Source organism: Oryzomonas japonica (assembly GCF_008802365.1).
GTDB lineage: Bacteria > Desulfobacterota > Desulfuromonadia > Geobacterales > Pseudopelobacteraceae > Oryzomonas > Oryzomonas japonica.
The window spans coordinates 298,707-324,031 of the sequence record NZ_VZQZ01000002.1 but is presented as its reverse complement, the minus strand read 5'-3'; the positions used below and the strand labels follow the sequence as shown (position 1 = coordinate 324,031).

Below are 25,325 nucleotides of genomic sequence, written 5' to 3'. Positions count from 1 at the left end.
CGGAAGATGAATGAGGGCGGCATTCTGCAAGTTCATAGGTGAATTGTTCCATTGGGGTAAATCACCCCCATCAAAAGACTTAACACCCTCCCGAAAGGACCTCCCATGAAACACCTACTCTCCATATTCCTCCTCTCCGCAGCCCTCCTGGCGTCCGCCGTGCCTAGCCATGCCGACGACACCAAAAATAATCGGATTGCGGCCACCAGGGCATATCTGAAGGCCGTGCCGCCCGAAAACATGGCCAAAGACCTGACAACCGAGATACTGAAGACCGTCCCACCGGAACAGCAGGTAATGGCCGCAGAAACCCTCAAAAAGGCGCTCGATCCCAAGTTCCTGGAATCGGTCACCCTTACGGCCATGCCCAAACATTTCACGACAGATGAAATCAAGGCGCTGACCAAATTCTACACCAGCGCCGAGGGGGCCTCGATCATGAAGAAATTCGGGGCTTATATGGCGGATATCATGCCTGCGGTGCAGAGCCGGATCATGAGCACTCTTGCGCCCTAACCGGTTAGGATTGAGGCGGACCACCGACCCACCTCCCCATGCCATCCTGGAGAAAACCGCACCATGCCCAAGGAACTGACCCACTGGATACTGGCCGAACGATCGCTGGCCGGATTGGAAGACACGAGCCGCCTTTCCGTCCTTATACGCGAGAACCGCGTGCTCTATCTGGCCGGCGCGGTTCTGCCCGACACCCTGCTGCACCTCGTAGGCGGCCCCCATGGCCCGACCGCCCTGGGGCTGGCCCATCGGTTTCACGATACCGAGGGCAACAGCTATGCCCCGCTTATTCGGGCCGAGGAGAGCTATGGGGCGAAAGGTCTTCCGGCCGGGCTGTTCGTCTGCCTGCTGGGGGTGCTCTCCCACATGCAGGCCGACATCGCCTTCCACCCCTTCGTCTATGCCCACAGCGGCACGCGGGACATCGGCCGCCACTACCGGGTGGAGACCGCCCTCGATTGCCATTTCTCCCGCCAGGGCGATCATCTCCCGGCACAACGGCTGGATGCCCTCATGACCCCCGCCATCCGGGCCGAGTTGGTCACGGCAAGCGCCCTCCTCTTCGATCCCGAGGGGCAACTGCCGCATCAGGTGCTGGAACGGGCTCTAACGCTCCACTGCCGCATCCAGGCCATGTACGACAGCACCTTTTGGAAACTGGCCGCCCGCCTGCTGGCCTGCCTGCCGTTCCCCCTGTTCAGGCAGGCGCGGCACCTGTTCTATCCCCTGATCCGGTCCGGGAACGACCCTGTCCAATTGCTTGGCAACTGGCGTCACCCGGTGACGGGTGAAAAGAGGATCGAAACGCCCGACGATCTGGCACAGGAGGTTGTACGACGCACCGTGGCCCTGTTCGAGCGGATTGAGGGTGAGGGTGGCCTGAAGGGAGCCCTCGGCGCTTCGCCGGGAGAAAACCTGTTGACCGGACTTTACGGGGTCGGCAAGCAGGAGATGGAAAGACATGAGCCATAATTAGATTATTTCCCCTTGACGTCAACCTCGACTATAATGCCTCCATGAGCACACCCGCCTTTACCCTGATCGTCATCTCGGCAGTCATGCACGCCCTTTGGAACCTGTTGGTGAAGCGCAGCACCCACAAGACCGTCTTCATCTGGTGGATGTTCATCGCCTCCAGCCTGCTCTTCAGCCTTTGCCTGCCGCTGGTCGCCGAACCGTTCCGTTGGCCAGGCTCCCAAACCGTGTTCATGATCGCCATCGGTGCGGTCTGCTACGTCCTCTACCACCTCTTTAACGGCCGCGCCTACCGGGGTGGCGACCTGTCGGTCGTGTACCCCCTGTCCCAGACCTCCATGATCTATGTGCCCATCTGGGGCATGATTCTGTTGAGAGAACGCCTTTCCGTCGTGGGCGTCTGCGGTATCCTACTGGTGATCCTCGGGACTTTCTCGGTACAAATGCAACGTTTTTCACTGCTCGAACTGGTGCGCCCCTTCCGCAACCTGCGCAGCCAGTCGGTCCAGGCGGCACTGACGGCCGGATTTATCTACTCCATAGGTTCCATAGCTGAAAAGACCGGCGTCAAAAGCTACTCGCCGCTTTATTTCACCTATTTTCTAGTTCTCTCCATGCTGGCCATGATGACCATCAATCTGGCCCGCCCCAAGTATCGATCCCACATCGGACAGGAATTGTGCGAGCATTGGGCTCTGGTACTCTGGAGCGGCCCGATCATCATGGCCTCGTTTCTCACCTTCCGCTACGGTCTCAATCTGTCGCCGGTCAGCTATGCCGTGCCGGTCCGCCAAGTCAGTATTTTGGTGGGGGTGCTGATCGGCATCCTTTTCCTCGGCGAGTCGTTCGGCAGAATCCGGATGGTTTCGGCCCTGCTCATCCTGGCCGGTGCGGCTCTGATACGGCTCGGATAACACTATGTGCGAACTGAACATAGCGAGGGAGTGTCATAAGTACGAGTATTTACAATCGGAAGAGGCTAGAATAGCCATACCATACATAACGAACCGATGATGAGGCCATTCTCCCTATGAACACGACCATCGCTATTCTCAAAGAGCTTTTTCCCGCGGCCAGCCACGGGCGCATCCTCCTTGTGGGCGGCAGTGTGCGGGATCACCTCCTGGGGCGGGCGGGTTCTGACATTGACCTGGTGGTCAGTCTGGATGCGGCCCAACTGGCCGCCTGCGGCTTCCGAAAACTGGAGCCCAGGAGCATAGCACCCATCTGGTTCCGGTATAACCAAACCTTCGGTTCCATCGAGGTAACGCAATTGCCCGACCTGGACACAGCCCTGGCCGAAGACCTCGCCCGCCGCGATTTCACCGTCAACGCCATGGCCATGACCCTTGACGGCGAACTCATCGATCCGCTGGGCGGCAGGCTTGACCTGGAACAGCGCAGGCTGGCGGTCTGTTCCCCCCGCTCGTTCAACGATGACCCGCTGCGCATATTCCGCGCCTTCCGGTTCGAGGTCGACGGTTGGCTGTTGACCCCTGAAAGCGAGGCCTTGATTCGGGAACGGGAGTGGCAGCAACCGTTGCGTCTGTTGCCGGTGGAACGGTTTTCCCGCGAGATGTTGAAAGCCTTGGAGGGGGCGCAGCCGGAGCGTTTTTTTGCGCGCATGCTCCAATTCAATGTCGGCCGTGGCTACCTGCCGGAACTCTTTGCCATGCCGGCAATCCCCGCCGGGCCGGTGCAGTATCATCCCGAAGGGGACCTGCTCAGCCATGCGATTCAGGTGCTTGAACGGGTGGCCGAGCGGACCGGTGACCCGCTGGCCCGATTCTGCGCTTTTTTCCACGATATCGGTAAACTGGCCACCGACCCGGCGAACCATCCCCGACACCACGGCCACGAGGATGCAGGTTTTGATCTGGCCCGCAGCCTGTGCGAACGCTTGCGGCTGCCTTCATCTTACCGCACGGCCCTGGCCTGGACCAGCAGGCTCCACGGCCTGCTCAACCGGTGGGGTGAACTGCGGGACTCCACCATACTGGAAACGGCGCAGCAAGCCGTGAAGGCCCGGATTGGCGAGATACTGCCGCTGGTGTCTGCGGCGGATAAACCGGGTGGGCCGTTTGCGTGGCAGGAGTGGGAACGGGCTGTTCGGATTGCGACAATGACCACCGTTGCTATGGGGATCGATGACGCCCGCTTGGAGGGGATGGCGCCGAGAAAACGGCCCGACTTCATCCTGCAAAGACGGGTTGAAATACTGAGGGACGAGTGCGGCGGGAAAACCGGATAACCACCGTTTGGTTCAACAGAGGCCGCCTAGCCGATTTACTCCGACATCTTCAGCCGGAAGATCCACACAGCCGCCGCAAAGGCAAGCAAGGCCGTGATCGCAACATGGAGCGCAGAAGCCAGGGGAAAACCGCCACTGACCAATGCTTGACGCGCTCCCTCGAACAGGGACGTGGTGGGCAGCACCCTGATCCAGGAAATGACGTTGGCCGGATAGGAGGAGAGCGGGAAAAAGAGACCGGACATGAAGATCAGCGGCATGATGAAAACCGCCTCGACCTTGCCGATGGTCTCGGGCTTGTCCATGACCGTGCCGCAGATCACACCGGCACAGGAGAACAGGGCCGAACCGGGGATCAGAAAGGCCAGGTACGCCAGGAGGTTAACCGGTGAGAAACGGAACGGGGTGATGGCAAAGATCACCAGACCCACGGCCAGCCCCTTGACCAGGCCGTGGGAAAAGCCGGACATAATCTTGGCGATCACGATCTCCGAGACCGAGATGGGGGTGACCCGGTAGGATTCGATGGTAAACTGCACCTTGCGGTGGAACCAGAGGCTCCAGGTGCTCTCGCTGTAAGCCGCGTTGACCGCGGTCATGGTGATCAGCCCAGGCGCGATGAACATGCTGTAGGGCACGCCGTCCACCAGGCCGATGTACCCCTTCATGCCGATGCCGAACGCCAGGTAGATGGTCAGCGGATAGGCCACCACCGCCACCAGTTCGGATAATATGCTGCGGCGCAGGACCAGCATGTCGCGGCGCCAGATGGCAAAGGCCCCCTTGAACACTACTCCCTCACCTTCTCGCCGGTCAGGCTGATAAAGACATCTTCCAAGGTCCGCTCCCGCAGGGCGATACGCCGCACCGGGGCGCCGTTCAAGGCGGTAACCACCTCCGAAAGGCATTCCCAACTATTGAGACCCACGCAGACCGTCCGCCCATCCACCTCGATCTCCCGCACGCAGGCCATAGCCCTGAGAATCGCCCCATACCGTTCGGCATCCTCCCCAAATTCTATCAGGTAGAACGTTCCTCCGGTCAGGCGGTCCTTCAACTCCTGGGTGCTGCCCAGGGCGATCAGCTTGCCGTGGTCCATGATGGCGATCCGGTCGCAGAGTTGCTCCGCCTCTTCCAGGTAATGGGTGGTCAGGAAGATCGTCATGCTGCCGGCAATGGATTTGATATAGTCCCACACCGCCCGCCGCGACTGGGGATCGAGCCCGGTGGTCGGTTCGTCCAGGAACAGTACCCGCGGCTCGTGCAAGAGCGCCCGGGTCACCACCAGCCGGCGCTGCATGCCGCCCGAATAGGTATCGGGAAAATCATTCTGCCGGGCCGCCAGTCCCATCAATTCCAACAATTCGTCGATCCGTTTTCGGTAGTGTCTGTTCTCCATGCCGTGCAGCCGGGCATGTAGTTCCAGGTTTTCCCGCGCCGTCAGATAGCGGTCCAGACTGTTTTCCTGGGACACCACCCCGATCAGCCGGCGGATCTCGCGACCGTTGCTACGGGTATCCAGCCCCTCGATAAAGGCCTCGCCCGAGGTTTGGCGCATCAAGGTCGTCAGGACGCGGATCAGGGTGGTCTTGCCGGCGCCGTTCGGCCCCAGCAGGCCAAAGATCGAGCCTTGGGCCACCTCCAGGTCGAAGTTCTCCAGTGCGGTCAGATCGCCGTAACGTTTGGTGAGATTATGGGTGGTTATGGCTGCAGACATGGCGACCTTACATCGGGAACGTGTTGGTGAGACACCACTGCTCAACCCCGGGCCAGGGGCCATAGCCCGCAGCCTCGTTGATATGCTGTGCCTCGGGGGTAATGATGTCTGTCACGATATCCAGGGGGCGGCCGTAAAACAGGGCGGCTCGCTCCGGGCAGCAGGGATCGTTATCCGTGCATACCAGGTGTATCTCCGCGGCCGACCGTTTGAGAGCAGCCCCATCCAGCGGCGGCGGGAAGAAGCTCGCCACCTCCGGCACACACAGCGCCGGACCCGGCGGGGCAACCAGGAGCAGCCGGTCCACCGATACCGAAGAGGGGGCTACGGCATGGTGCAGCCACAAGAGCACCCCGAGGGAATGACACACCACTACCCGCTCCTCTTTGTCTGCAAGCAGGGACAGCTCCGAGTGAAGCGTTGCCAGCCATTCATCCAGCCGGGGGGTATCAAAATCGGGCAGCACCGGGTAGCGGACGTATTCTCCGGCCGCCGCCAGGCGGTTTGCCAGCCAGGTCTGCCAGTGATTTTGGCCGGAACCGTGCCAGCCGTGGACGATCAGAAAACCTCTCGATTGTTGTTGTGTGAGCATTCAACCTCGCTGGTAATGAGAGTAAATTGGTAAGGGGGAATGATGACGAAGCGCAACATCACGCATCTAAATAAAACCTTTCAGTGGACCATTGTTAGCACCTAATGTTTCGATCTTTCGTTCAACTTCGGGGTCATCCTCCAGCACCGGGGCATGGAACGGCTTCACCCGGGCGTCGATCACCAATGGCCCGCTGCACCCCCAATGCTTTGCGCGTAGCGAAGCGCCGATACCGTAGAGATCCGTGGCCGGGTTGGAGCGGGTAAAGGTCACCCAGAGAAAATTGTTGAGGGTAGCCGCTGCGAAGGGGCTGTCATCGCAGATCACGATCAAGGGAAAACCATCGAAACAGGTCCGCTCGCCATAGAAGCGGCAGAATTCATCAAGAGCCGGATCGCCCTCGCCCCTCCCCTGCCCCGACCGTGGCCCCTGAATCGCCAGGACACCGGGCAGGCACACCGCGGCGGGGCCGAAACCGGGCGGCAGTCCCAGACCGGCCGGTACCTCGGTTGCCAAGTCGCGTCGTTTTGGACCGGCGGCGGCGATGACCACCTTGGACCCTTCGTTAAGGCCGCTACCGCTGTAATCGAGGGTGTCGATGGTGGTGGCGGTCTGAAAGTGCAGATCGGTGCGCCAGTCGGCCCGTTCCAGCACGTGGCGGAAAAAGGCGGCAATGTCGTGGGTGTGGAGGCCGAGGGCGTCCTCATGGGCTGCGATAAACAGGAATTTGGCCAGGGAGAGCTGGCCCTGGCCGAGGATGGCGTTGGCGATGGTCAGGAGCTCCTGGGGGCGGCGTTCCGCTGCATAGGGGACGTACCGTTCGCTGGCCACGGCCAACAGGAGCGGATGCACGCCGGCGGCGTCCACGGCGTGGACCTCTCTGACGCCGTTGACCACGGTGGGAATCAGCGGGCCGGTCAATTCATGGATAAAGGCGCCGAAGCTGGTGTCCTCCTGGGGCGGCCGCCCGACGGTGGTAAAGGGCCAGATGGCGTCGCGGCGGTGGTAGACCGCCTCAACCTGAATGAAGGGAAAATCGTGGGCCAGACTGTAGTAGCCGAGATGGTCGCCGAAGGGGCCTTCCGGCAGGGTTTTCGCGGGATCGACCACGCCGCAGATGCAAAAATCGGCCTCTGCCGAGACCGGCAGGTGCCCCGGCAGATTGGTCATGGGAATACGGTGGCCGCCCAGCAGCCCGGCAAAGGAAAGCTCCGGCATCCCTTCCGGCAGCGGCATGACCGCAGCCACGGCCATGGAAGGGGCTCCCCCCACAAAGACGTTCACCCGCAACAGGTCGCCCCGTTCGATGGCCTCGGCGTGGTGCGCCCCGATGCCCCGCTGGATCTGGTAGTGCAGACCGGCCTGCCGGTCGGGGAGATACCTGTTGCCGGAGATCTGCACCCGGTACATCCCCAGGTTGGACGAGCCGAAACCGGGGTTGGCCGGGCTTTCGGTGTAGACCTGCGGCAGCGTGATGAAGGCGCCGCCGTCGTTTGGCCAGGAGACGACCTGGGGCAGCTGGGACAGGGTGGTGCGGCACTCCAGCACCGGCGCATGGGAGACGGTTTTGGGCAGGAGATGGTACGCCGCAAAAGGGGTCTTCAGGGCATCCAACGGGTGTTTGATCAGGGAAAACGGATTGATCTTGGCGTCAACCAGACGACGGATGCCGGCCAGGCTGTCGCGGAAGATGAAACGGGTGCGCTCCAGGGTGCCGAACAGGTTGCCCAGCAGGGGAAAACTGCAGTTGACCGGATTGGTGAAGAGCAGCGCCGGCCCGCCGGCCCGGTAGACGCGCCGCTGGACAGCCCCGATTTCGAGACGCGGGTCGAGTGGCGCATTGATGCGCAGCAGCATGCCGTGGCGTTCCAGGTCGGCGACGCATTCCTGTAGATTACGGTATCCCATCGGCCACCCGCCTACTGAAGCTTCTTGATGATCATTTCGGTCTGGCGGAGCTTTTCCTGCATCGCCAGGATTTCCTGGCGCGACGGTTCATCCGTGATCCGTTCCAGTCCCTGGCTGAGCATTTTCTGCGCTTCGTCGAAGTGGCCGGCCTTGTGACGCATCCGTGCCAGTGCCACAAGGTACTGGGAACTCCCGGGGTCGAGGGCTACCGACTTGCGCAACGAAGCTTCCGACTCTTCACCCTTGCCGTTTTGGGCATCCTTCATCGCCTTTTTGAAATACACCAGGGCGATGATGTCATTGATCTCCTTACGGTCGGCCGGCTCTTCCAACTTGCCGGCAGCCTGTTCGAGAAAGGCGACCGCTTCGCTGTAACGGCTGCTGCGGATATATACGGCCATGACGGTATGGATGCTGTCCTTATTCTGGGGGTTGAGTTGATATGCCTGCATCAGTATCTTCAGCGCCGCTTCATACTCCGCCTGGGCAAGCAGTATGCGCCCATCCTGCATCAGCGCGCTGATGCGAAGCTTGGTGAGACCCGCTTTGAGGGATTCGTCGGAAATGGTGCCGATCCGCTGCTCGTAGAGGGTATTGAATTCTTTGATGCGGCCGAGCTTGGCGTAGCAGTTGGACAACCCCCTGATGAAGTGGGTAAGTTGGGATGATCCCTGACCGAAAACCGAATCGGCCAGGCCGAGGGCTTTTTCAAAGAGCGGCAGCGCCTCCTCGCAATTGCCGTTCTGGGTCAGGGAAAAGGCCTGGTAAAGGGTAGCCTGGGCTGCAAACAGGTTGACCAGCCTTTGGTGGGCGGCTTTTGCGCTCCCCTCGTCATCCACGCGGTCCAGCGCCAAGCGGCCGAGATCAAAGGTGCAATGGTTGACCGTAGTGGAGCCGTTAAGCTCTCCGACAAGCGCGGCGCCGGAGCGGGTCAGGGAGATGGTGTTGCCTCTGCCCGTCTGTCCGGGATAGGCGATTCCCAGGTGTGCCAGATCAGGACCGGCGACCTTGCCGACCACAACCCCCTCGCTTTCCAGGTAACCGTTCAAGCCATCCAGGGCGCTGTCTTCGTTTATAACGAGAGTCGCGGGGTGTTTTCCCAAAACACCTTCACAGGATTTGCTGGGGGCGGTCACCGCCTCCATGTTCCCCCGGTAAAGCTGTATTCCCGCCAAGGCCGGCGCGGCGGCTACCAGCGGGAGAATAAAGGATAAAATCCGGACAGCAACACATTTCATCATCCCGGCACCTCTCACCTCGCAAAAATAGAACACTTTGGAGGTTCAGATTATCATTGTAATCAAACAAACACAATCAGGATTGCTGCGATTGAAGCCTCTTTGTTGCGTCAAGAAGCTCCAATCCATCGCGCTGCCGCCGGGAGCCGCTGACGGACTGTACCGTGCAACAAAGCACTGTTCCCGCAGATCCTATCCTCCCGTGCGTACTGCATGAAGAGAAAAATACCGCATCCACCATCGGGCTTATTTTTACCGCTCTCCCTATTCGCATACCCGACCATGAAAATAAAACCTTCAGCGCAACCCGGAGATTGCATTCGTCCTTTCATATGATATACTGATTACATAAAAATAGAACGCAATATTGTTTACAAACAAACAATCGTGCGTCGCGTATTTTGGCCACTAACTCAAGGAGGTTACACATGTTCGGAAAGATTCAGGCAACAGCATTGGCCCTGATCCTGGCATTACCGATGGCGGCACAGGCCGCCAAGGTTAAAATCGGTTTTGTCAACTCCATTACCGGCCCCGAAGCACCCATCGGAGAGAACTTGACAAACGGCGTTACGCTGGCCTTGGAAGATTTGAAGAAAAAGGGGATCGACGTGGAACTGGTCAAGGAGGACGATACTGGAAAGCCGGAGAAGTCCATGGCCGCCTTTGAAAAAATGGCCACCCGCGACAGGGTGGCCGGCATCGTCGGCCCCTACAGTTCCAAGTGCGCCAACGCCATAGCCAAACTGGCCGAGAAGTACAAGACCCCCCTGCTCATCCCGGTAGCGTCGAAAGAGGAGATCACCCGGCAGAATCTGAAGTGGACCTTCCGTTTGAGCGCTACTACCTACGATTATGCAACCATTCTGCTCGATATGGCGACCAGCCTGGGTAAACCAAGGACCATCGCCATCATCAATGAGAACACGGATTTCGGCACATCGGGAGCCAAGTCAGCCAAGGATTATGCCGGCAAAAAAGGCATCAGGGTCGTGGCCGAAGAGGCCTATGCGCCGGGTTCCCCCGACTACCGCTCCACGCTGACCAAAATCAAATCGAAAAAACCTGACCTGGTGTTCATGGTTTCCTACGTGGCCGACGCCATCCTCCTCATGCGCCAATCAAGGGAGATCGGCATCACGCCGCAGGCATTCCTCGGCGCAGGGGCCGGCTTCGCCACCGTGTCGTTTGCCAAGGAAAAGGCCATTTCCAGCAACGTCTTCTCCAGCACCCAATGGACCGGCGACGTAAACTGGCCGGGAGCCAAGGAATTCAACAGGCGTTACATCGCCAAGTTCGGCAAGGAACCGACCTACCACGCCGCGACCGCCTACGAGTCGATGATGATCATGGCCGAAACCGCGGCCAAGGCCGGCGGCAACCAGGAAAAAATCCGCTCCGCGTTAAAGAGCGGCAAGTGGAACGGCATCATGGGGGAGGTAAAATTCGCCGATTACGAGGGCTACACCAACCAGAACAAACACCAGATGCTGGTGGAACAAATCCAGAACGGCGTGCACCAGACGGTCTATCCGCCCAAGTATGTTTCCAAGAAGCCGGTCTATCCGTTCCCCGGTTGGAGGTAACAGTCTGAAATCCGTAAGGGGCGGGTTTTAACCGCCCCTCCACCTACTCGGAGACGCGCCCATGACCATCTTCCTGCAATCACTGATCAGCGGCATCCTGATCGGCGGCGTCTACGCCCTGATCGGTATCGGCCTGACCATTATCTTCGGCGTCATGCGGGTAATCAACTTCGCCCACGGCGACCTGTTGATGGTCGGCATGTACGGGACCTTCTACCTGTTCACCCTGTTCAATATCGATCCATTCATCTCGATTGTCATAACCATGCCGCTCATGTTCCTCTACGGCGGCTTCCTGCAAAAGGTATTCATCAACCGTATTCTCGGTGCCCTGCCCCAGAATCAGATACTGTTGACCATCGGCATGGGGCTGATCATGAGCAACGGCATCATGCTGGCCTTCACGTCGGACTACAAGATCCTTTCCACCGACTACTCCTCCAGCAGTTTCGATATTCTGGGCATATCCATCTCCACCCCGCTGTTGATCTCCTTTGCCATCACGGCAGGCATCACAGTCGTGCTGTACTGGTTCCTTCTGAAGACCGATACCGGCCAGGCCATCCGGGCCACGGCCCAGGACCGGGAAGCGGCCCAATTGATGGGGATCAACGTCAAGCGCATGTCCATCATCGCCTTTGGTCTCGGCGCCTCCCTGGCAGGCACCGCCGGCGCCCTGATCTCGCCCACCTACTACATCTTCCCCCAGGTGGGGAGCACCTTTACCCTCAAGGCCTTCGTCATCACGGTCCTGGGAGGCATGGGAAGCATTGTCGGCGCCACCCTGGGGGGCATCCTGATCGGCGTGGCCGAGTCGATCGGTGGGGTCTACTTCGGCTCCGGCTGGAAAGAGGTGGTGGTGTTCGTGCTGTTCCTGCTGGTGCTGCTGTTCAAGCCCTCCGGTCTGATGGGCAAATCCAACACGTGACGGGGGCCGATATAACCATGAAACCACTCTTCAAAAACACCACGGGAATCGGTGCACTGCCGGCCATAACGGGTCTGCTGGTGGTTGTCCTGCTCTTCCTCTTTCCCCGCTTTGTTGAGAACACCTATGCCCTGCATATCATGATCCTGATCTTCATCAGCATCGTCATGGGGTCAAGCTGGAACCTCCTTGGGGGGTACACCGGTCAATATTCGGTCGGCCATTGCGCCTACTTCGGCATGGGGGCCTACACCACCATGATGCTGATGCAGTTCCGCCAGATTCCGCCTTGGCTCGGCATCTGGTGCGGCATGGTCGCAGCCCTGGTGGTTGCATTGATCATCGGCAGCATCTGTTTTCGTCTGCGAGGACCGTACTTCGTCCTGGCTTCCATCGCCGTGGCCGAAATACTCCGGGTATCTGCCCTGAACCTGAAAAACATTACCAATGGCGCAGAAGGCATCCTGACCACGGAGATACCGCCGTTGAAAATCGGTGGGGCCCTCATCACCGACTTTTCCTCCAAGGTGCCGTTCTACTACGCCGGCCTGGTATTCGTCCTGCTCGTCATCCTGGTCACCTGGCTACTGCAGAACTCGAAGCTCGGATACTATTTCCAGGCCATCCGCGAAGACCAGGATGCAGCCCACTCCCTGGGTATCAGCCTCACCTTCTACAAAAACGTTGCCCTCTCCCTATCGGCGGTGCTGACTTCGCTGGCCGGAAGCCTGTATGCCGTCTACGTCGGCTTTATTGATCCCTCCACGGTACTGGCACTGGACCTATCGGTGCAGATCGTCCTGATCTGCATCATCGGCGGCATCGGCACCATCTTCGGGCCGGTGATCGGGGCGCTGGTGCTGGTGCCGCTCTCGGAGGCGCTACGCAGCAACATGATCGGCGAATCCCTGATAAATTCGGGTATCGTCAAGGCCGATTCGGCGTTCGGCAGTTTTTTGACCGAAAACCTGTCCCATGCCCACGTCCTGATCTACGGGGTTCTGGTGGTAGTGGTGATCCTCTTCATGCCCGACGGCGTATTGGGATTCGCCAAGGCATTGGCGGCCAGAAAACGGAAGGAGGTCGTCTGATGGCCATACTTGAAATCAAACACGTCAGCAAGTTTTTCGGCGGTCTGTCGGCCAACTCCGACGTTTCCTTCGAGATACAGCACGGGATGATCATGGGCCTGATCGGACCCAACGGTGCAGGGAAAACGACATTATTCAACTGCATCACCGGATACTATCCTCCCTCCAAGGGGGATGTGGTCTTTGATGGCCGCAGCATGCACGGCCTCCAGCCGGACAAGGTCTGCAAGCTGGGCATGGCCCGAACGTGGCAGAAGGTGCGGCCGCTGGCCAAGATGAGCGTCGTGGACAACGTCATGGTTGGCGCCCTCTGTCGGACCGGCTCATTGAAAATAGCCCGCGACATGGCCATGGAACAGCTCAAGGTGGTGGGCCTGGAGCATCGCTCCGGCTTCCTGGCCGGCGGTCTGCCCATCGGCGAGCGCAAAAAGCTGGAGGTGGCCCGCGTCCTGGCGACACAGCCCAAACTGCTGCTCCTGGACGAGGTCATGGGCGGCCTCAATCCGGCGGAAAGCGAAGACATCATTCAACTGATCCTCGCGATCAAGGGGCTGGGCATCACCCAGATGGTTATCGAACACGACATGAAGACCATCATGCGCATCTCCGACCGGATCGTCGTCTTGAACTCAGGCGAAAAACTGGCGGAGGGATCGCCCCAGGAGATCGTCAGCAACCCTGATGTGGTTGCGGCGTATCTGGGCAGCGAGTAGTAACAAAACAACAAACATCTGCCACAGAGTCACGGAGACACAGAGGTTCACAGAGAAAAAACATTTTTTGAGGTAAACCGGGAAACGAGTCGTTGTTCTCCGTTTGCCTTCCTCCCGCCGTGTCTCCGTGTCTCTGTGGCAGACTTTAAAAAGAGGTCCTCATGCTCACCATCGACAAGCTCAACTTCAGCTACGGCGACCTGAAGGTCCTCTGGGACATCAACCTGGAGGTCCATGAGGGAGAGATCGTCACCGTGGTCGGCGCCAACGGCGCCGGTAAATCAACCACCCTCAAGAACATCTCCCGCCTGGTGAAGCCGACCTCCGGCAGCATCACCTTCCAGGGAGAGGATATGGAAAAGCTCGAATCCCATCAGGTGGTGGAACGGGGCATCGTCCAGGTTCCCGAAGGGCGGAAGATTTTTCCCGAAATGACGGTCCTGGAAAACCTGCGCATGGGATCGTATATCAAGAGTGCCAGAAAAGCGCGCGAAGCGAACGTGGAGCGGGTGTTCGGCATGTTTCCCCGCCTGAAGGAACGCGAGAAACAGTTGGGAGGCACCATGTCGGGGGGCGAACAGCAGATGCTGGCCATCGCCCGCGGCCTGATGACCAACCCGAAACTGTTGCTGATGGACGAGCCATCTCTGGGCCTTTCGCCGTTGTTCGTCAAGATCATCTTCGAAATCATACAGGAGATCAACCGGCAGGGAGTCACCATCCTGTTGGTGGAGCAGAACGTCTTCCAGTCCCTGAAGATCGCCCACCGCGCCTATGTCCTGGAGACCGGCCGGGTCGTCCTGACCGGCGAAGGAAACGATCTGCTCAGCAACGAACACGTAAAAAAGGCATTTTTGGGGATGTAACCGATAAAATCGTTCCACCATCCATGGGATGCCGTGGCTTCGGCAGATCGATGGCCGGGGCGGGGCATGAAAGGAAACGCCATGCAAACCGTTGAACAATGGATGACTCACAACCCGATCACCATCGAGGAAAGCGCTTCCATCATCGAGGCGATCCACCTGCTGAAGGAAAAGGACATTCGCCGCCTGCCGGTTACCTGCAAAGGCAAATTCTGCGGCCTGATCACCGACCGGATGATCAAGGAATACGCACCCGGCAAGTCAACCCCTCTGGATACCTGGGAGGTGCACTACGTGCTCTCCAAAGCCACGGTCAGGGACGCCATGAACCCGACCCCCTACACCATCCAACCCGATGCCCCCCTCTGTCAGGCTGCACAGTTGGTCCACGACAAAAAGCTGTACGGCCTGTGTGTGACCGACAAGAATGGCGATCTGGTGGGGCTTTTGACCACCACCAATTTCATGGAAGCGCTGATTGCCATATGCAGCATGTCATAGTCCACGGCCCTTGTTCACCGGCGTGGCGATGGTCATCTTCTTGGGGGGGGCGAAGCCGTTGATCAACGTTTGATGCGGGGGTCCAGGGCGTCCCTGACCCCCTCTCCAAGCAGGTTGTAGGCCAGAACCGTTATCAGGATGGCCAGACCGGGAAACAGGGAGAGCCACCAGGCGAATTCGATGTAATCCTTGCCTGAGGTGAGGATGTTGCCCCAGCTGGGGGTCGGCGGCTGGACGCCGATGCCGAGGAACGAGAGGGCTGACTCGGTCAATATGGCACCCGCGATGCCCAGGGTGGCGGCCACCAGAGCCGGCGAGACGGCATTGGGCAGGATGTGGCGGAAGATGATGCGCCTGTCGGAACAGCCGATGCAGCGTGCGGCCATGATATAGTCCATCTCGCGGATGGAAAGGGTCTCGGCCCGCACCAGCCGGGCCACCCCCATCCAGCCGGTCAGGCCGATGACGATCATGATGTACCAGATGGAGGGGCGCAGGAAGGTAATGACCGCCAGGATCAGGAAAAAGGTCGGAAAACAGAACATGATGTCAACGACCCGCATGAGGATGTTGTCGATCCAGCCGCCGTAAAACCCTGCCACAAGCCCCAGGACCGTGCCGATCAATACGGCGATCCCGGCAGCCACAAAGCCGACCAGCAGGGAGATCCGCGCCCCGTAGACGATCCGGCTGAAGACGTCGCGCCCCAGATCGTCGGTACCGAACCAGTGCCGCAGGGATGGGGGGTCCAGAACCGCCCTGGCATTGATCTCGTTGGGGCCGAAATGGACAATCAGGGGTGCCAGTAGCGCGACCGCCAGCATCAGCAGCACCACGATTGCGCCGGCCACGGCAAACCTGTTGCGCGCCAGACGCGGCCAGAACACGGCACGGAAATAGGAATATTGTCCGATCACTGCACGCCCCTCCCCTCCCTGATCCGCGGGTCGGCCAGGGCATAGCACACATCGGCCACCAGATTGCCGATCAGGGTCAGCAGCGCGCCGATGATCACGATCCCCATCACCACCGGGTAGTCGCGGGCCATGACCGCTTGGTAGAAGAGCTGTCCCATGCCGGGAATGGCGTAGATGGTCTCGAAGATGACGCTCCCGCCGATCAGCCCGGGAATGGCCAGGCCTGCCTGGGTGATCAGAGGCAGAAGGGCGTTGCGCAGGGCGTGCTTGTAGATCACGACCCGTTCGGAAAGCCCCTTGGCCCGGGCAGTAGTAATGTAGTCCTGGCCAATCACGTTCAGCATGGATGAGCGCATATACCGGGACAGCCCTGCAAGGCTGCCGAATGAGGCCACCATGATCGGCATACAGAGGTGTTTGGCCATATCCCCCACATAACGCAGCAGGCCGTAACTGTCGCTCCCCAGGGTATGCAGCCCCGAGATGGGAAGCCAATTCAGCTTGACGCCGAACAGATACATCAGAAGCAGCGCCAGCCAAAAGGTCGGCACGGCGAAACCGACAAAGACAAAGACCGTGATCCCCTTGTCCAGCCAGGTATCCCGGTGGGTGGCGGCCAGGATGCCGATGGGGATCGCCAAGCCGAATTCCATCACCAGGGCGATGATATTGAGGGCAAGGGTAATAGGGAGGCGTTCCGCAATCTTGTCCCTGACCGGCCGGTTGTCGGAAGAAAAGGAGCGCCCCAGGTCCAGCCGCGCCAGCTTGCCGACCCAGGTGACATACTGCTCGGCTAGCGGCTTATCCAGGCCGTAGAACTTGCGCAACCGCTCCCGGGCCTCCTTGCCCACCTTGGGGTTCATGGCCATCTGCATTTCCACCGGCTCGCCCGGCGCCAGATGGACGACCGAGAAGGTGATGAGGGTTATGCCGACCATGAGCGGGATCAACATCAGGATGCGTTTCATGAGATAACGTGTCATATCAGTACACCTGCTCCGCCTTGGGCACGTACCATTTGATCTGATTGTAGCCGATACCGGCCGGGGCCGTTTCCACGCCGCGGATGCGGGCACTGACCACCGGAAGGGCATCCGGCACGTAGAGGAAGGTATAGGGCTGCTCGTCGGCCATGATCTCCTGGATACGGAAATAGGCCTTCTTGCGTTTTTCCATGTCAAAGGTGCTGCGTCCCTCCACCAGCAGACGGTCCACTTCGGCGTTCTTGAAACCGACAAAGTTCAGTTCGCCCGGATTGGTCTTGCTGGAGTGCCAGACATCGTACATGTCCGGGTCCGGCGTGGTGGTCCATCCCAGCATGACCACCTCGAAGTTTCCCTTGTCCACGAACTCCTTGAGGAATGTGGCCCACTCCACGATACGGATCTTCACGTCGATCCCCACATACCTGAGCCGTTGCTGAATGATCTGGGCCGTCAGCAGGCGTTGTTGGTTTCCCTGGTTGGTCAGGATGGTGAAACTGAACGGTTTGCCGTCCTTCGTCAGGATGCCGTCGCTGTTTTTCTCCCGCCACCCGGCCTGGGCCAGGAGTTCGGCCGCATGCTTGGGATCATAAGCGATATCCTTGACATTGGGGTTGTAGGCCCAGCGGCCGGGAGGAATCGGCCCCACCGCCTTCTGGCCCATGCCGAACAGCACGCCGTGGATCAACTCATCCTTGTCGATGGCAGCGGTCAGGGCTTGCCGGATGCGCTTGTCCCGAAAAAGCGGATGGCGCAGGTTGTAGCCCATATAGACATAACTGGATGAGGGATAACGGTACTTGTTGAACAGCGACGTGAACCGGGTCCCGGTGGTCTGGCGGGCGTACTGCACCGGCGTCAGGGGCATTGTGTCGAGGGCGCCCGCCTTGAGTTCCATGTACATGGTGGAGGTGTCGGGGATGATGCGGAAGATGTAGCGGTCGATCCAGGGCCTGCCCTCGAAGTAGTCGTGGTTGGATTCCAGCACGATCTTCTGGCCGGCGACCCACTCCTTGAAGCGGTACGGGCCGGTGCCGATCGGCGTGCGGGCCAGGGGACTCTTGGTGATGTCCTTCCCCTCCAGAAGGTGCGCCGGCAAAATGGCGGTCCCCCAGGAGGCCAGGGCCGGCGCAAAGGGGGCGCCGTAGGTCACCCGGACGGTATAATCGTCGGGCGCGGCAATGCCCTTGACCTGTTTGAAATCCTCGGCATAGGCGGTGGGAGTCTTGGGGTCAATGACGACATGGTAGGTGTAGAGTACGTCGCGGGAGGTAAAGGGGGCGCCGTCGTGCCATTTCACCCCCCTGCGCAGGTGAAAGGTAATGGTGAGCCCATCCGGAGAGATATCGAAGGATTGTGCCAGGTCACCGATAATCTTAAGATTTTTATCGTATTTAACCAGGCCGTTGTAAATCTGCCCGGCCACGGCATGGGATGAGCTATCGGTTGCCAGGAGTGGGATCAGGGTGGAGGCGTCGCTGATGGTGCCCTCCACCAGGGCATCGCCATAGGCTGGCTTTACGTCATGGGCGCCGCTCCGGGGGGGCGCCGGCGCTTGGGTACATGCGGAAACGAAAAGAAAAAGTGCCGGGAAGAGCAGCCTGAAACGGCGCACCGTGTTCATCGATCACCCGGCTCCCCTTTGAGCTTGCGCAGCTTGTCCGCCAGATCCTTGCGTTCCGGTTCGATCTTCAGCGCACGCTTGTAAAGCTTCAACGCCTTGTGGTACTCCCGCTTGGCATAATAGGCGTCCCCCAGGTGTTCGGCAATGGTGGAGTCCTCCTCAACCTGACGGTTGGCCTCCTCCAGATATTTCACGGCCTCATCGAACTTTTTCATCTTGAAGTACACCCAGCCGAGACTGTCCAGGAAAAATCCATCATTGGGGCGGATGGCAACGGCTTGTTTGAGGTATTCCAACGCCTGTTCCAGGTTGATGCCCAACTCTGCATAGGTGTAGCCCAGGAAATTGAGCGCCTGGGAATCCTTGGGATTGATGGCGAGCACCTTTTTCATCTGTTCGATAGATTCGTTCTTTTTGCCCTGCTTGTCGTAAAGAACTCCGATGCGGAAAAACAGGCGAGGTTCGTTCGGGAATTCCTTTTCCGCGCCCAGCACCAGGGTCAGGGCGTCATCGACCTTGCCGAGCGACTCGTAGAGCGTTGAAAGATTGAGATAGAGGTCGAGTTGGCCCGGATTGCCGGCAATGGCATCCTTGAGCATCCCCACCGCCTGGGCGGTCTTGCCCTTTTCCTTGAGGATAAAGGCGATGTGCCCGATGGCATCCAGGTAGGCGGTCGAAGCGTGGGGTATCTTGGTGTATTCGGCGTAGGCCCGGTCGATATCGCCTTTCTCCTCATAGGCCATCCCCAGATAGAAACGGATCTGATCGGCGCCCGAATCCTTTTCGAGCATATCGTTGAATACCTTGATGGCGTCATCATACTGCTCCAGTTCAAGATGGAGCAGCCCGATCTTGCGCATGGTTTCCGGGCCGGAAAGTCCGGAATCCGCCGCCCGTTTCAGGAGATCAAGGGCATCCTCGAAGCGGCGCTGCTGAATAAGAAGCTGTATCAGGCGTTGCAGGACCGGGACCTTGCTGTCGTCGTCATCGAGAATATTCTTATAGATCTCGATCGCCTGGGGATAGTCCCCCAGGGCCTCATAGGAAGCGGCCATGTCAAGGGCGGCCTGTTCGAACTCGGGCCGCAATTCGAGGGCTTTCTGAAAATACCCCACCGCTTCGCGGTACAGCTTCATCTGGCTGTAGGCCCTGCCGAGATAGTAGTACCCCAGCATGGAGTCGGGATTAACCTTGATCAGCGACTTGAGTGTGGTGACGGTCTCTTCGTACTCGTTGAGCCGCGACAGGGCCAAGGATAGGTGCAGATAGGCATCTTCCCGGGAAGGATCGAGTTGGACCGCCTTGCGCAGATAATCGAGTGCTTCCCGGTCCTTGCCGATGGACGACAGGGTCGACCCGGCCATGATATAGGGCTCGCGATAGGTCGGGTCGAGCTTGATGGCCTTGTCGAAGTATTCCATGGCCTCTTGTGCCTGCCCGATCTTCAGCTTGACCTCGGCAACAGCGTTGTTGAGAAAGGGGGATGCCGGGTCCAACTCAAGGGCATCCCTCAGAATGGACAGGGCGGTGGGGAAATCACCGTCGTAGGCCGACAAACGAGCCCGGGAATAGAGATACAGAGCCCGGGACTGGTTGCCGTATGCCAAGCGGGACGGCGAGGGATCGACACGCGTCGGGGAACCGGTTGTCGCGCAGGAGGAGAGCAGAATGGCGGACAGTGCTATCAATAGAAAACAGGGCTTCACAGCGGCGTTCCTCGTTGTTGAAAAGTGTGATAAAACCTAGCATGAAACCTAATCACCGTCAAATGAATATCAGACCGGCCAGTTGCTTGCGGAAGCGTTGTTTTAATGGTAGTATTTTTATCTAAGAGAGATACCCTTATGCAGCGCAATATACTAAAATCATTATCAAAATCCAGCGCATACCCGGAGGCGGTCGGCGACGTCGAGCTGATTCAGACGCACGTTTCCTGGATATTCCTGGCAGGCGACACGGCCTACAAGATCAAAAAGCCCGTTGATTTTGGGTTTCTCAATTTCTCGACCATTGATCGGCGCCGGTTTTACTGCCATGAAGAGGTACGGCTCAACAGCCGTCTCTGCCCGGATATCTACCTGGGGGTCGTCGAAGTGCGGGAGGCTCCCGGCGGCGCCGCATTTTTCGGGGACGGCCCGATCATCGATTATGCCGTCAAGATGAAGCGGCTCCCGGCAGGACGGATGCTCGACCAACTGGTGGCCCGGGGAGAGGTAACCGCCGCCGACATGCGAGCGGTGGCCAAGGTCATTGCCGACTTCCACCTCGCCGCCGCCACCTCGCCCGCCATCAGCGAATACGGCCGCCGGGAACGGATCATGGCCAATTGGCAGGAAAATTTCGCCCAGAGCGCAGCAGACAGCCCCCGGACGCCGCTCTCTCCCGACGAGTTGGCGGTGATCCGGGAATGGGTATCCTCATTTGTCGAAAGCCGGGCGGAGCTTTTTGAAAAGCGGATAGCCCAAGGGTTCATCCGGGAATGCGACGGAGACATCCACCTGGAAAACATCTGCCTGACCGACGGCAGGATCTACATCTTCGACTGTATCGAGTTCAACGAGCGCTTCCGCTACTGCGACACTGCCGCCGATATCGCCTTTCTCCTCATGGACCTTGACTATCACCGTCGTCACGACCTTGCAGAGGCGGTGCTCGACGAATATCTGGCCGCCTCGGGTGACGCCGGCCTCCCGGAACTGGTCGATTTCTACAAGCTGTACCGCGCCTTTGTGCGGGGCAAGGTGGAAAGTTTCCGCCAGAACGACAGCGGCATAGATCCGCAGGAGCAGGAACGCGCCGGAGCAAGGGCGGCCGGATATTTCCGGCTGGCGCGCGGTTACATCGAGCGACAGCGCCAGAAAGCCACACTTTTCATCACCTGCGGCCTCACGGGGAGTGGCAAAAGCACCCTGGCGGCACAACTGGCCTTTGAACTCGGTAGTGCAACCTACAATTCGGACAGGGTTCGCAAACAGATGGCGGCCCTGCCGCCGGATACGCCCATGCGCGTGCCGTTCGAGACCGGGCTTTACTCGGCCGCAGCCAGCGAGGCCACCTATGCCGAATTGCTGCGCCTGGCGGAAACCGAGCTCGCCATGGGACGCTCCGTCATCATCGATGCCTGTTTCATCAGCCGCAGTCAGCGCCGCCCCTTCAGCCAACTGGCCGAAAGACTAGCAGTCCGTTGCGTCGTGTTGTTCTGCATCTGCCCGGTGACGGAACATCGCCGCCGCCTGGCCGAACGGGAAGCTGCCGGTGAGAACATCTCCGACGGACGCCTGGAAATTCTCGAATTGCAACGCGACAACTTCCAACCGCCTGATGAATCGGAAGGGCTCGTGGTAAACGTTGCCACGGCCGCTGCACCCGAGGCCCTCACCAGCCCGATCTATGCGAGGCTCGCGCCATGACGAGGCAACTGCGCCACAAACTCCTGCGCCGGCTCCAGTTCAAGGAATCATGGGTCATTTTCTTCGTGGTGGGCTTCATCATGATGAACTTTCCCTTTTTGCACATCTTCAACAAGCCGGGCACCATCTTCGGTTACCCGTTCATGTTTCTCTATTTCTATCTCGGCTGGGCGGTTTCCATATTCATAATCTATCTTTTCACCTTGGCAGTCGGCAACCCGACCGCCACTAAATCACCGGAGAACAAACAACCGTGAACTCCGGCTTTGTCCATGCGGCAATCATATCGGCCCTCTACACCGTACTGATCTTCCTGATCGCCTGGTATGCCCACCGCCGCAAGGAGATCGGCCGGAGCATCGTCGGCAATCCCTACGTCTACTCCCTATCCATTGCGGTCTACTGCACGTCGTGGACCTTCTACGGCAGCGTCGGCAAGGCGGCCACCACCGGCCTGGACTTTCTGATGATCTATGTCGGGCCGTCACTTACCGCATTTTCCTGGTTTTTCCTGCTGCGCCGTATCGTCCAGATCAGCAAGGAGAACAACATCACCTCCATCGCCGACTTCATCAGCCTGCGCTACGGCAAGTCGCTCTGGCTGGGCGCCCTGGTGACCCTGATCTCCACCTTGGGCATCATGCCCTATATCGCCCTGCAAATAAAGGCGGTTTCCACCAGTTTCTACCTGATCAGCGGATTCCGGGCCAACAGTATCCACATTCCCCACGGCGGAGGCGAATTGTCGGTGCCGACCGGCCTTTTGCTCGCCCTGATCCTGTCAGTCTTCAGCATCATCTTCGGAGCCCGCAGGCTGGCATCGAGCGAACGCCACGAGGGGCTGATCGCCGCCGTGGCCTTCGAATCGCTGGTCAAACTGGTTAGCCTGCTCGGGGTGGGCATCTTTGTCACCTATTACCTCTTTGACGGTTTCGACGATATATTCACCCGTTTCCATGCCGTCCGGCCCGAACTGTTCGAGCGGCTTTTCACCTTTGGCGGCGCCAGCAACGACCCGGGCTACATCCCCTCCTTCACCATGCTTTTCATGTCCATGGCTGCCATCATGCTCCTGCCGCGCCAATTCCATGTCATGGTGATCGAAAACTCGGACGAAAAGCATATCACCAAGGCCATGTGGCTCTTTCCCGCCTACCTTTTCCTGATCAACCTGTTCGTCATGCCAATTGCCCTGGGCGGCATCCTGACCACCGGCAACAGCACCGGGGCCGATTTTTTCGTCATCAACGTCCCACTCTTGAGCGGACACGGTACCATCGCCCTGCTGGCCTTTCTGGGAGGAGTGTCAGCCGCCGCCGGGATGGTGATGGTGGAATCGGTCGCCATATCCACTATGCTGCTCAACAACATCTTTATGCCGGTCATCGTCCGCTTCCACCCCCAACCCTGGTTCCCCTATCTGCTGATCAACCTGAAACGGCTCGGCATCTTCCTGGTGATCTTCCTGGGATATTTCTATTACCGGATCGTGGGCGACTCCTACATGCTGGTCAATATGGGGCTGATCTCTTTCTCGGCCGCCTGCCAGTTCCTGCCGGCCATGCTGGGGGGCCTCTATTGGAGACGCGGCAACAAAACCGGCGCCATTACCGGCATCCTGTTCGGCTTTCTGACATGGGCCTATACCCTGCTGCTCCCTTCGTTCAGCAAATCCGGCTGGCTTGGGGTGGAACTGCTCACGAAAGGTCCTTTCGGCATTGGACTTCTCAAGCCGACCGAACTGTTCGGCCTCAGCAACATGGACCTGTGGAGCCACTCCCTGTTCTGGAGCATGCTGTTCAATGTTGGCGCGTATATCTTCTGCTCGATCCTGTTGCGCCAGGACGAGCCGGAGCGCGAGCAGGTCCGGCGCTTCATCGGCAGCTACGAGCAGGAGCGTGCCTATCATCCGGCAGAGACCAAGCGTCTCTCCAAGCCGGTTACCATCGGCCAGTTCGTCAATCTGATGGCCAAATTCATCGGAGAGGCGGATGCGCACCACGCCATCAGCAGCCACCTGGGCGGCCGGGAGATGGATGCGGATGGCAATGTTCCCGAGTTCGAACTCCCCAACCTGAAACGGTTCACCGAGAAAACCCTGGCCGGGTCGGTCGGCGCGGCCGCGGCCGGGGCCATTGTGGACAGTTTCCTTTCCGACATGGGGTCACGCATGGAATCGGTCTACGATATCTTCAGCTCCGTGCGCACCTCCCTCGACCAGAGCCGCGAAGCTCTCTACGTCCGCCTGAAGGCGTCCGAGATCATCAATCGTACCCTTGACCTCCAGATCATCATGGATGACCTGCTCAACCTATTGCTGAAGGAATTCAAGCTGGATGTTGCTTTCATCCAATTGCGCAACGGCAACGGCACCCTGACGGTCAAGAGCTATCAGGGGAGCAACCGGCGCCCCATGGCCCCGCAGCACTGGTTCATGGAGAGCGCCCCCTACTGGGATATGGCGCTTTTGGACCGCAAGCCGCACTTCGTCAACGACACCAGCCAGATCGGAGGGGCCGTCAACCTGGAGCAGACCCTTGGGGAGGGAATCGTTTCCTGCGCCTATCTCCCCATCTTCCGCGAGGGTGAACCGTCCCTGGGGGTATTATCGGTTTTTTCCAAATCGATCACCGGCATTTTCACCGAAGAGTTCATCAGCCTGTTGTGCAGCCTGGCGGGCCAACTGGCCCAGGCGGTTACCATAGTCCGCGAGATGGAGGCCAAGGAGCGGGAACGAAATGAGAAGGAACTGGCGCTCCTGAAAAACGCGCGTGTCACGCGGGACATGGAGATCGCCCAACAGATCCAGATATCCCTCCTGCCCGACGCCGCCCCGGAGACGTTCGGCATCGACCTGGCTGGCCGCTGCATCTCGGCCGCCCATGTGGGGGGCGACTATTACGATTTTTTCAAGCGCGACGATCACACCATCGACCTTTTGATCGCCGACGTTTCCGGGCACAGCGTCGGCGCGGCCCTGATCATGGCCGAGGTACGCACCCTGCTGCGTGCCCAGGTAAATTCTGCCCACAGCGCCAGCGCTATCCTGCAAATCCTCAACAGCCAGCTTTACGACGATCTGACCCGCTCCGAATTATTCATCACCATGTTCTACGCCAAGTACAACTCCGCCACCGGCCGCCTCTCCTTCGCCAATGCCGGCCACAACCGTCCCATGATCAGCCGTGACGGCGAGTATTCATGCGTCGAGTTGGACGCGGAAGGCTTGATCCTCGGCGTCAAGACCTCGGTGATATTCGAGGAGCGCAGTTTCGAGCTTAAGACGGGAGATGTACTGCTTTTCTATACGGACGGCCTGACCGAGGCGCGCAACGAGCGGGACGAACTGTTCGGGACCGGGCGGGTATGCTCTCTCCTGGGCACGCTGCGGCAGCTGCCGGCCAGGGAGATTATCGATGCGTTCTACGCGGCGGTCAGGGAATTCACAGCTTCGGAAACATTTCAGGATGATATCTCCCTGGTCGTACTCAAAATTCTGTAAAATCACC

Annotated in this window: 22 protein-coding genes; 13 read left to right on the top strand and 9 right to left on the bottom strand. The window is 59.1% G+C overall.

What is annotated here, in order from left to right:
• Positions 1 to 105 precede the first annotated feature (105 nt).
• From F6V25_RS04740 to F6V25_RS04725, 4 genes are all read left to right on the top strand, one after another.
• Positions 106 to 516, top strand: a complete 411-nt coding sequence (locus tag F6V25_RS04740) for a DUF2059 domain-containing protein (protein ID WP_151127469.1) — start codon at positions 106 to 108, stop codon at positions 514 to 516.
• A gap of 63 nt (positions 517 to 579) precedes the next feature.
• Entirely contained in the window at positions 580 to 1,488 is a 909-nt protein-coding gene (locus F6V25_RS04735; protein ID WP_151127468.1) for a zinc dependent phospholipase C family protein, read from the top strand.
• Positions 1,489 to 1,532: 44 nt separating this feature from the next.
• Positions 1,533 to 2,405, top strand: a complete 873-nt coding sequence (locus tag F6V25_RS04730; RefSeq protein WP_151127467.1) for an EamA family transporter — start codon at positions 1,533 to 1,535, stop codon at positions 2,403 to 2,405.
• A gap of 116 nt (positions 2,406 to 2,521) precedes the next feature.
• Complete coding sequence (locus tag F6V25_RS04725) at positions 2,522 to 3,742, top strand: HD domain-containing protein (protein WP_151127466.1); 1,221 nt, start codon at positions 2,522 to 2,524, stop codon at positions 3,740 to 3,742.
• Positions 3,743 to 3,777: 35 nt separating this feature from the next.
• Here the strand turns inward: F6V25_RS04725 and F6V25_RS04720 are convergent, their stop codons facing one another.
• The 5 genes from F6V25_RS04720 to F6V25_RS04700 all read right to left on the bottom strand — a co-directional run bounded on the left by F6V25_RS04720 (position 3,778) and on the right by F6V25_RS04700 (position 9,197).
• Positions 3,778 to 4,533 carry an ABC transporter permease gene (locus F6V25_RS04720; RefSeq protein WP_151127465.1) on the bottom strand — a complete coding sequence of 252 codons (756 nt, stop codon included), beginning with the start codon at positions 4,531 to 4,533 and terminating at the stop codon, positions 3,778 to 3,780.
• Positions 4,533 to 5,459, bottom strand: coding sequence for an ABC transporter ATP-binding protein (locus tag F6V25_RS04715; protein ID WP_151127464.1), 927 nt, complete (start codon positions 5,457 to 5,459; stop codon positions 4,533 to 4,535). Before F6V25_RS04715 ends, F6V25_RS04720 begins: the two co-directional genes overlap by 1 nt.
• 7 nt (positions 5,460 to 5,466) lie before the next feature.
• On the bottom strand, positions 5,467 to 6,051 hold the full coding sequence (locus F6V25_RS04710) for an RBBP9/YdeN family alpha/beta hydrolase (protein ID WP_151127463.1): 585 nt from the start codon (positions 6,049 to 6,051) through the stop codon (positions 5,467 to 5,469).
• A gap of 66 nt (positions 6,052 to 6,117) precedes the next feature.
• Complete coding sequence (locus tag F6V25_RS04705; RefSeq protein ID WP_151127462.1) at positions 6,118 to 7,959, bottom strand: UbiD family decarboxylase; 1,842 nt, start codon at positions 7,957 to 7,959, stop codon at positions 6,118 to 6,120.
• An 11-nt stretch (positions 7,960 to 7,970) separates the two neighbouring features.
• Entirely contained in the window at positions 7,971 to 9,197 is a 1,227-nt protein-coding gene (locus F6V25_RS04700) for a tetratricopeptide repeat protein (protein WP_191966075.1), read from the bottom strand.
• A gap of 428 nt (positions 9,198 to 9,625) precedes the next feature.
• Between F6V25_RS04700 and F6V25_RS04695 the strand changes: the two genes are divergently transcribed.
• The 6 genes from F6V25_RS04695 to F6V25_RS04670 all read left to right on the top strand — a co-directional run bounded on the left by F6V25_RS04695 (position 9,626) and on the right by F6V25_RS04670 (position 14,882).
• The gene (locus F6V25_RS04695; RefSeq protein ID WP_151127460.1) at positions 9,626 to 10,783 is read left to right on the top strand and encodes an ABC transporter substrate-binding protein; all 1,158 of its coding nucleotides are present in this window, start codon (positions 9,626 to 9,628) and stop codon (positions 10,781 to 10,783) included.
• 61 nt (positions 10,784 to 10,844) lie between these two features.
• A complete protein-coding gene (locus tag F6V25_RS04690) occupies positions 10,845 to 11,711 on the top strand; it encodes a branched-chain amino acid ABC transporter permease (RefSeq protein ID WP_151127459.1) in 867 nt (288 codons plus the stop codon).
• 17 nt (positions 11,712 to 11,728) lie between these two features.
• The gene (locus F6V25_RS04685) at positions 11,729 to 12,802 is read left to right on the top strand and encodes a branched-chain amino acid ABC transporter permease (RefSeq protein ID WP_151127458.1); all 1,074 of its coding nucleotides are present in this window, start codon (positions 11,729 to 11,731) and stop codon (positions 12,800 to 12,802) included.
• Positions 12,802 to 13,515, top strand: coding sequence for an ABC transporter ATP-binding protein (locus F6V25_RS04680; protein WP_151127457.1), 714 nt, complete (start codon positions 12,802 to 12,804; stop codon positions 13,513 to 13,515). Before F6V25_RS04685 ends, F6V25_RS04680 begins: the two co-directional genes overlap by 1 nt.
• A 161-nt stretch (positions 13,516 to 13,676) precedes the next feature.
• A complete protein-coding gene (locus tag F6V25_RS04675) occupies positions 13,677 to 14,381 on the top strand; it encodes an ABC transporter ATP-binding protein (RefSeq protein ID WP_151127456.1) in 705 nt (234 codons plus the stop codon).
• A gap of 81 nt (positions 14,382 to 14,462) precedes the next feature.
• On the top strand, positions 14,463 to 14,882 hold the full coding sequence (locus F6V25_RS04670; protein ID WP_218043525.1) for a CBS domain-containing protein: 420 nt from the start codon (positions 14,463 to 14,465) through the stop codon (positions 14,880 to 14,882).
• Between the two features lie 62 nt (positions 14,883 to 14,944).
• On the opposite strand, the gene opp4C is transcribed toward F6V25_RS04670, so the two are convergent.
• The 4 genes from opp4C to F6V25_RS04650 are packed head-to-tail and all read right to left on the bottom strand — an operon-like array spanning position 14,945 to position 20,112.
• Positions 14,945 to 15,799: an oligopeptide ABC transporter permease gene (gene opp4C, locus F6V25_RS04665; protein ID WP_151127454.1), complete on the bottom strand. Its 855-nt coding sequence runs from the start codon at positions 15,797 to 15,799 to the stop codon at positions 14,945 to 14,947.
• On the bottom strand, positions 15,796 to 16,782 hold the full coding sequence (locus F6V25_RS04660) for an ABC transporter permease (RefSeq protein ID WP_151127453.1): 987 nt from the start codon (positions 16,780 to 16,782) through the stop codon (positions 15,796 to 15,798). Before F6V25_RS04660 ends, opp4C begins: the two co-directional genes overlap by 4 nt.
• A 1-nt stretch (position 16,783) precedes the next feature.
• Complete coding sequence (locus F6V25_RS04655; RefSeq protein ID WP_151127452.1) at positions 16,784 to 18,406, bottom strand: peptide-binding protein; 1,623 nt, start codon at positions 18,404 to 18,406, stop codon at positions 16,784 to 16,786.
• On the bottom strand, positions 18,403 to 20,112 hold the full coding sequence (locus F6V25_RS04650; RefSeq protein WP_246166962.1) for a tetratricopeptide repeat protein: 1,710 nt from the start codon (positions 20,110 to 20,112) through the stop codon (positions 18,403 to 18,405). Before F6V25_RS04650 ends, F6V25_RS04655 begins: the two co-directional genes overlap by 4 nt.
• 138 nt (positions 20,113 to 20,250) lie before the next feature.
• Here F6V25_RS04650 and F6V25_RS04645 point away from each other — a divergent pair, with 138 nt between their 5' ends.
• From F6V25_RS04645 to F6V25_RS04635, 3 genes are read left to right on the top strand one after another with little or no spacing between them, the layout of a single operon-like run.
• Positions 20,251 to 21,816: a bifunctional aminoglycoside phosphotransferase/ATP-binding protein gene (locus tag F6V25_RS04645; RefSeq protein ID WP_151127451.1), complete on the top strand. Its 1,566-nt coding sequence runs from the start codon at positions 20,251 to 20,253 to the stop codon at positions 21,814 to 21,816.
• Positions 21,813 to 22,073, top strand: a complete 261-nt coding sequence (locus F6V25_RS04640) for a hypothetical protein (protein ID WP_151127450.1) — start codon at positions 21,813 to 21,815, stop codon at positions 22,071 to 22,073. The genes F6V25_RS04645 and F6V25_RS04640 overlap by 4 nt, the downstream gene beginning before the upstream one ends.
• Positions 22,070 to 25,318 (top strand): SpoIIE family protein phosphatase, encoded by a 3,249-nt coding sequence (locus F6V25_RS04635; RefSeq protein ID WP_151127449.1) that lies wholly within the window; start codon positions 22,070 to 22,072, stop codon positions 25,316 to 25,318. The genes F6V25_RS04640 and F6V25_RS04635 overlap by 4 nt, the downstream gene beginning before the upstream one ends.
• The last annotated feature ends 7 nt before the right edge of the window (positions 25,319 to 25,325 follow it).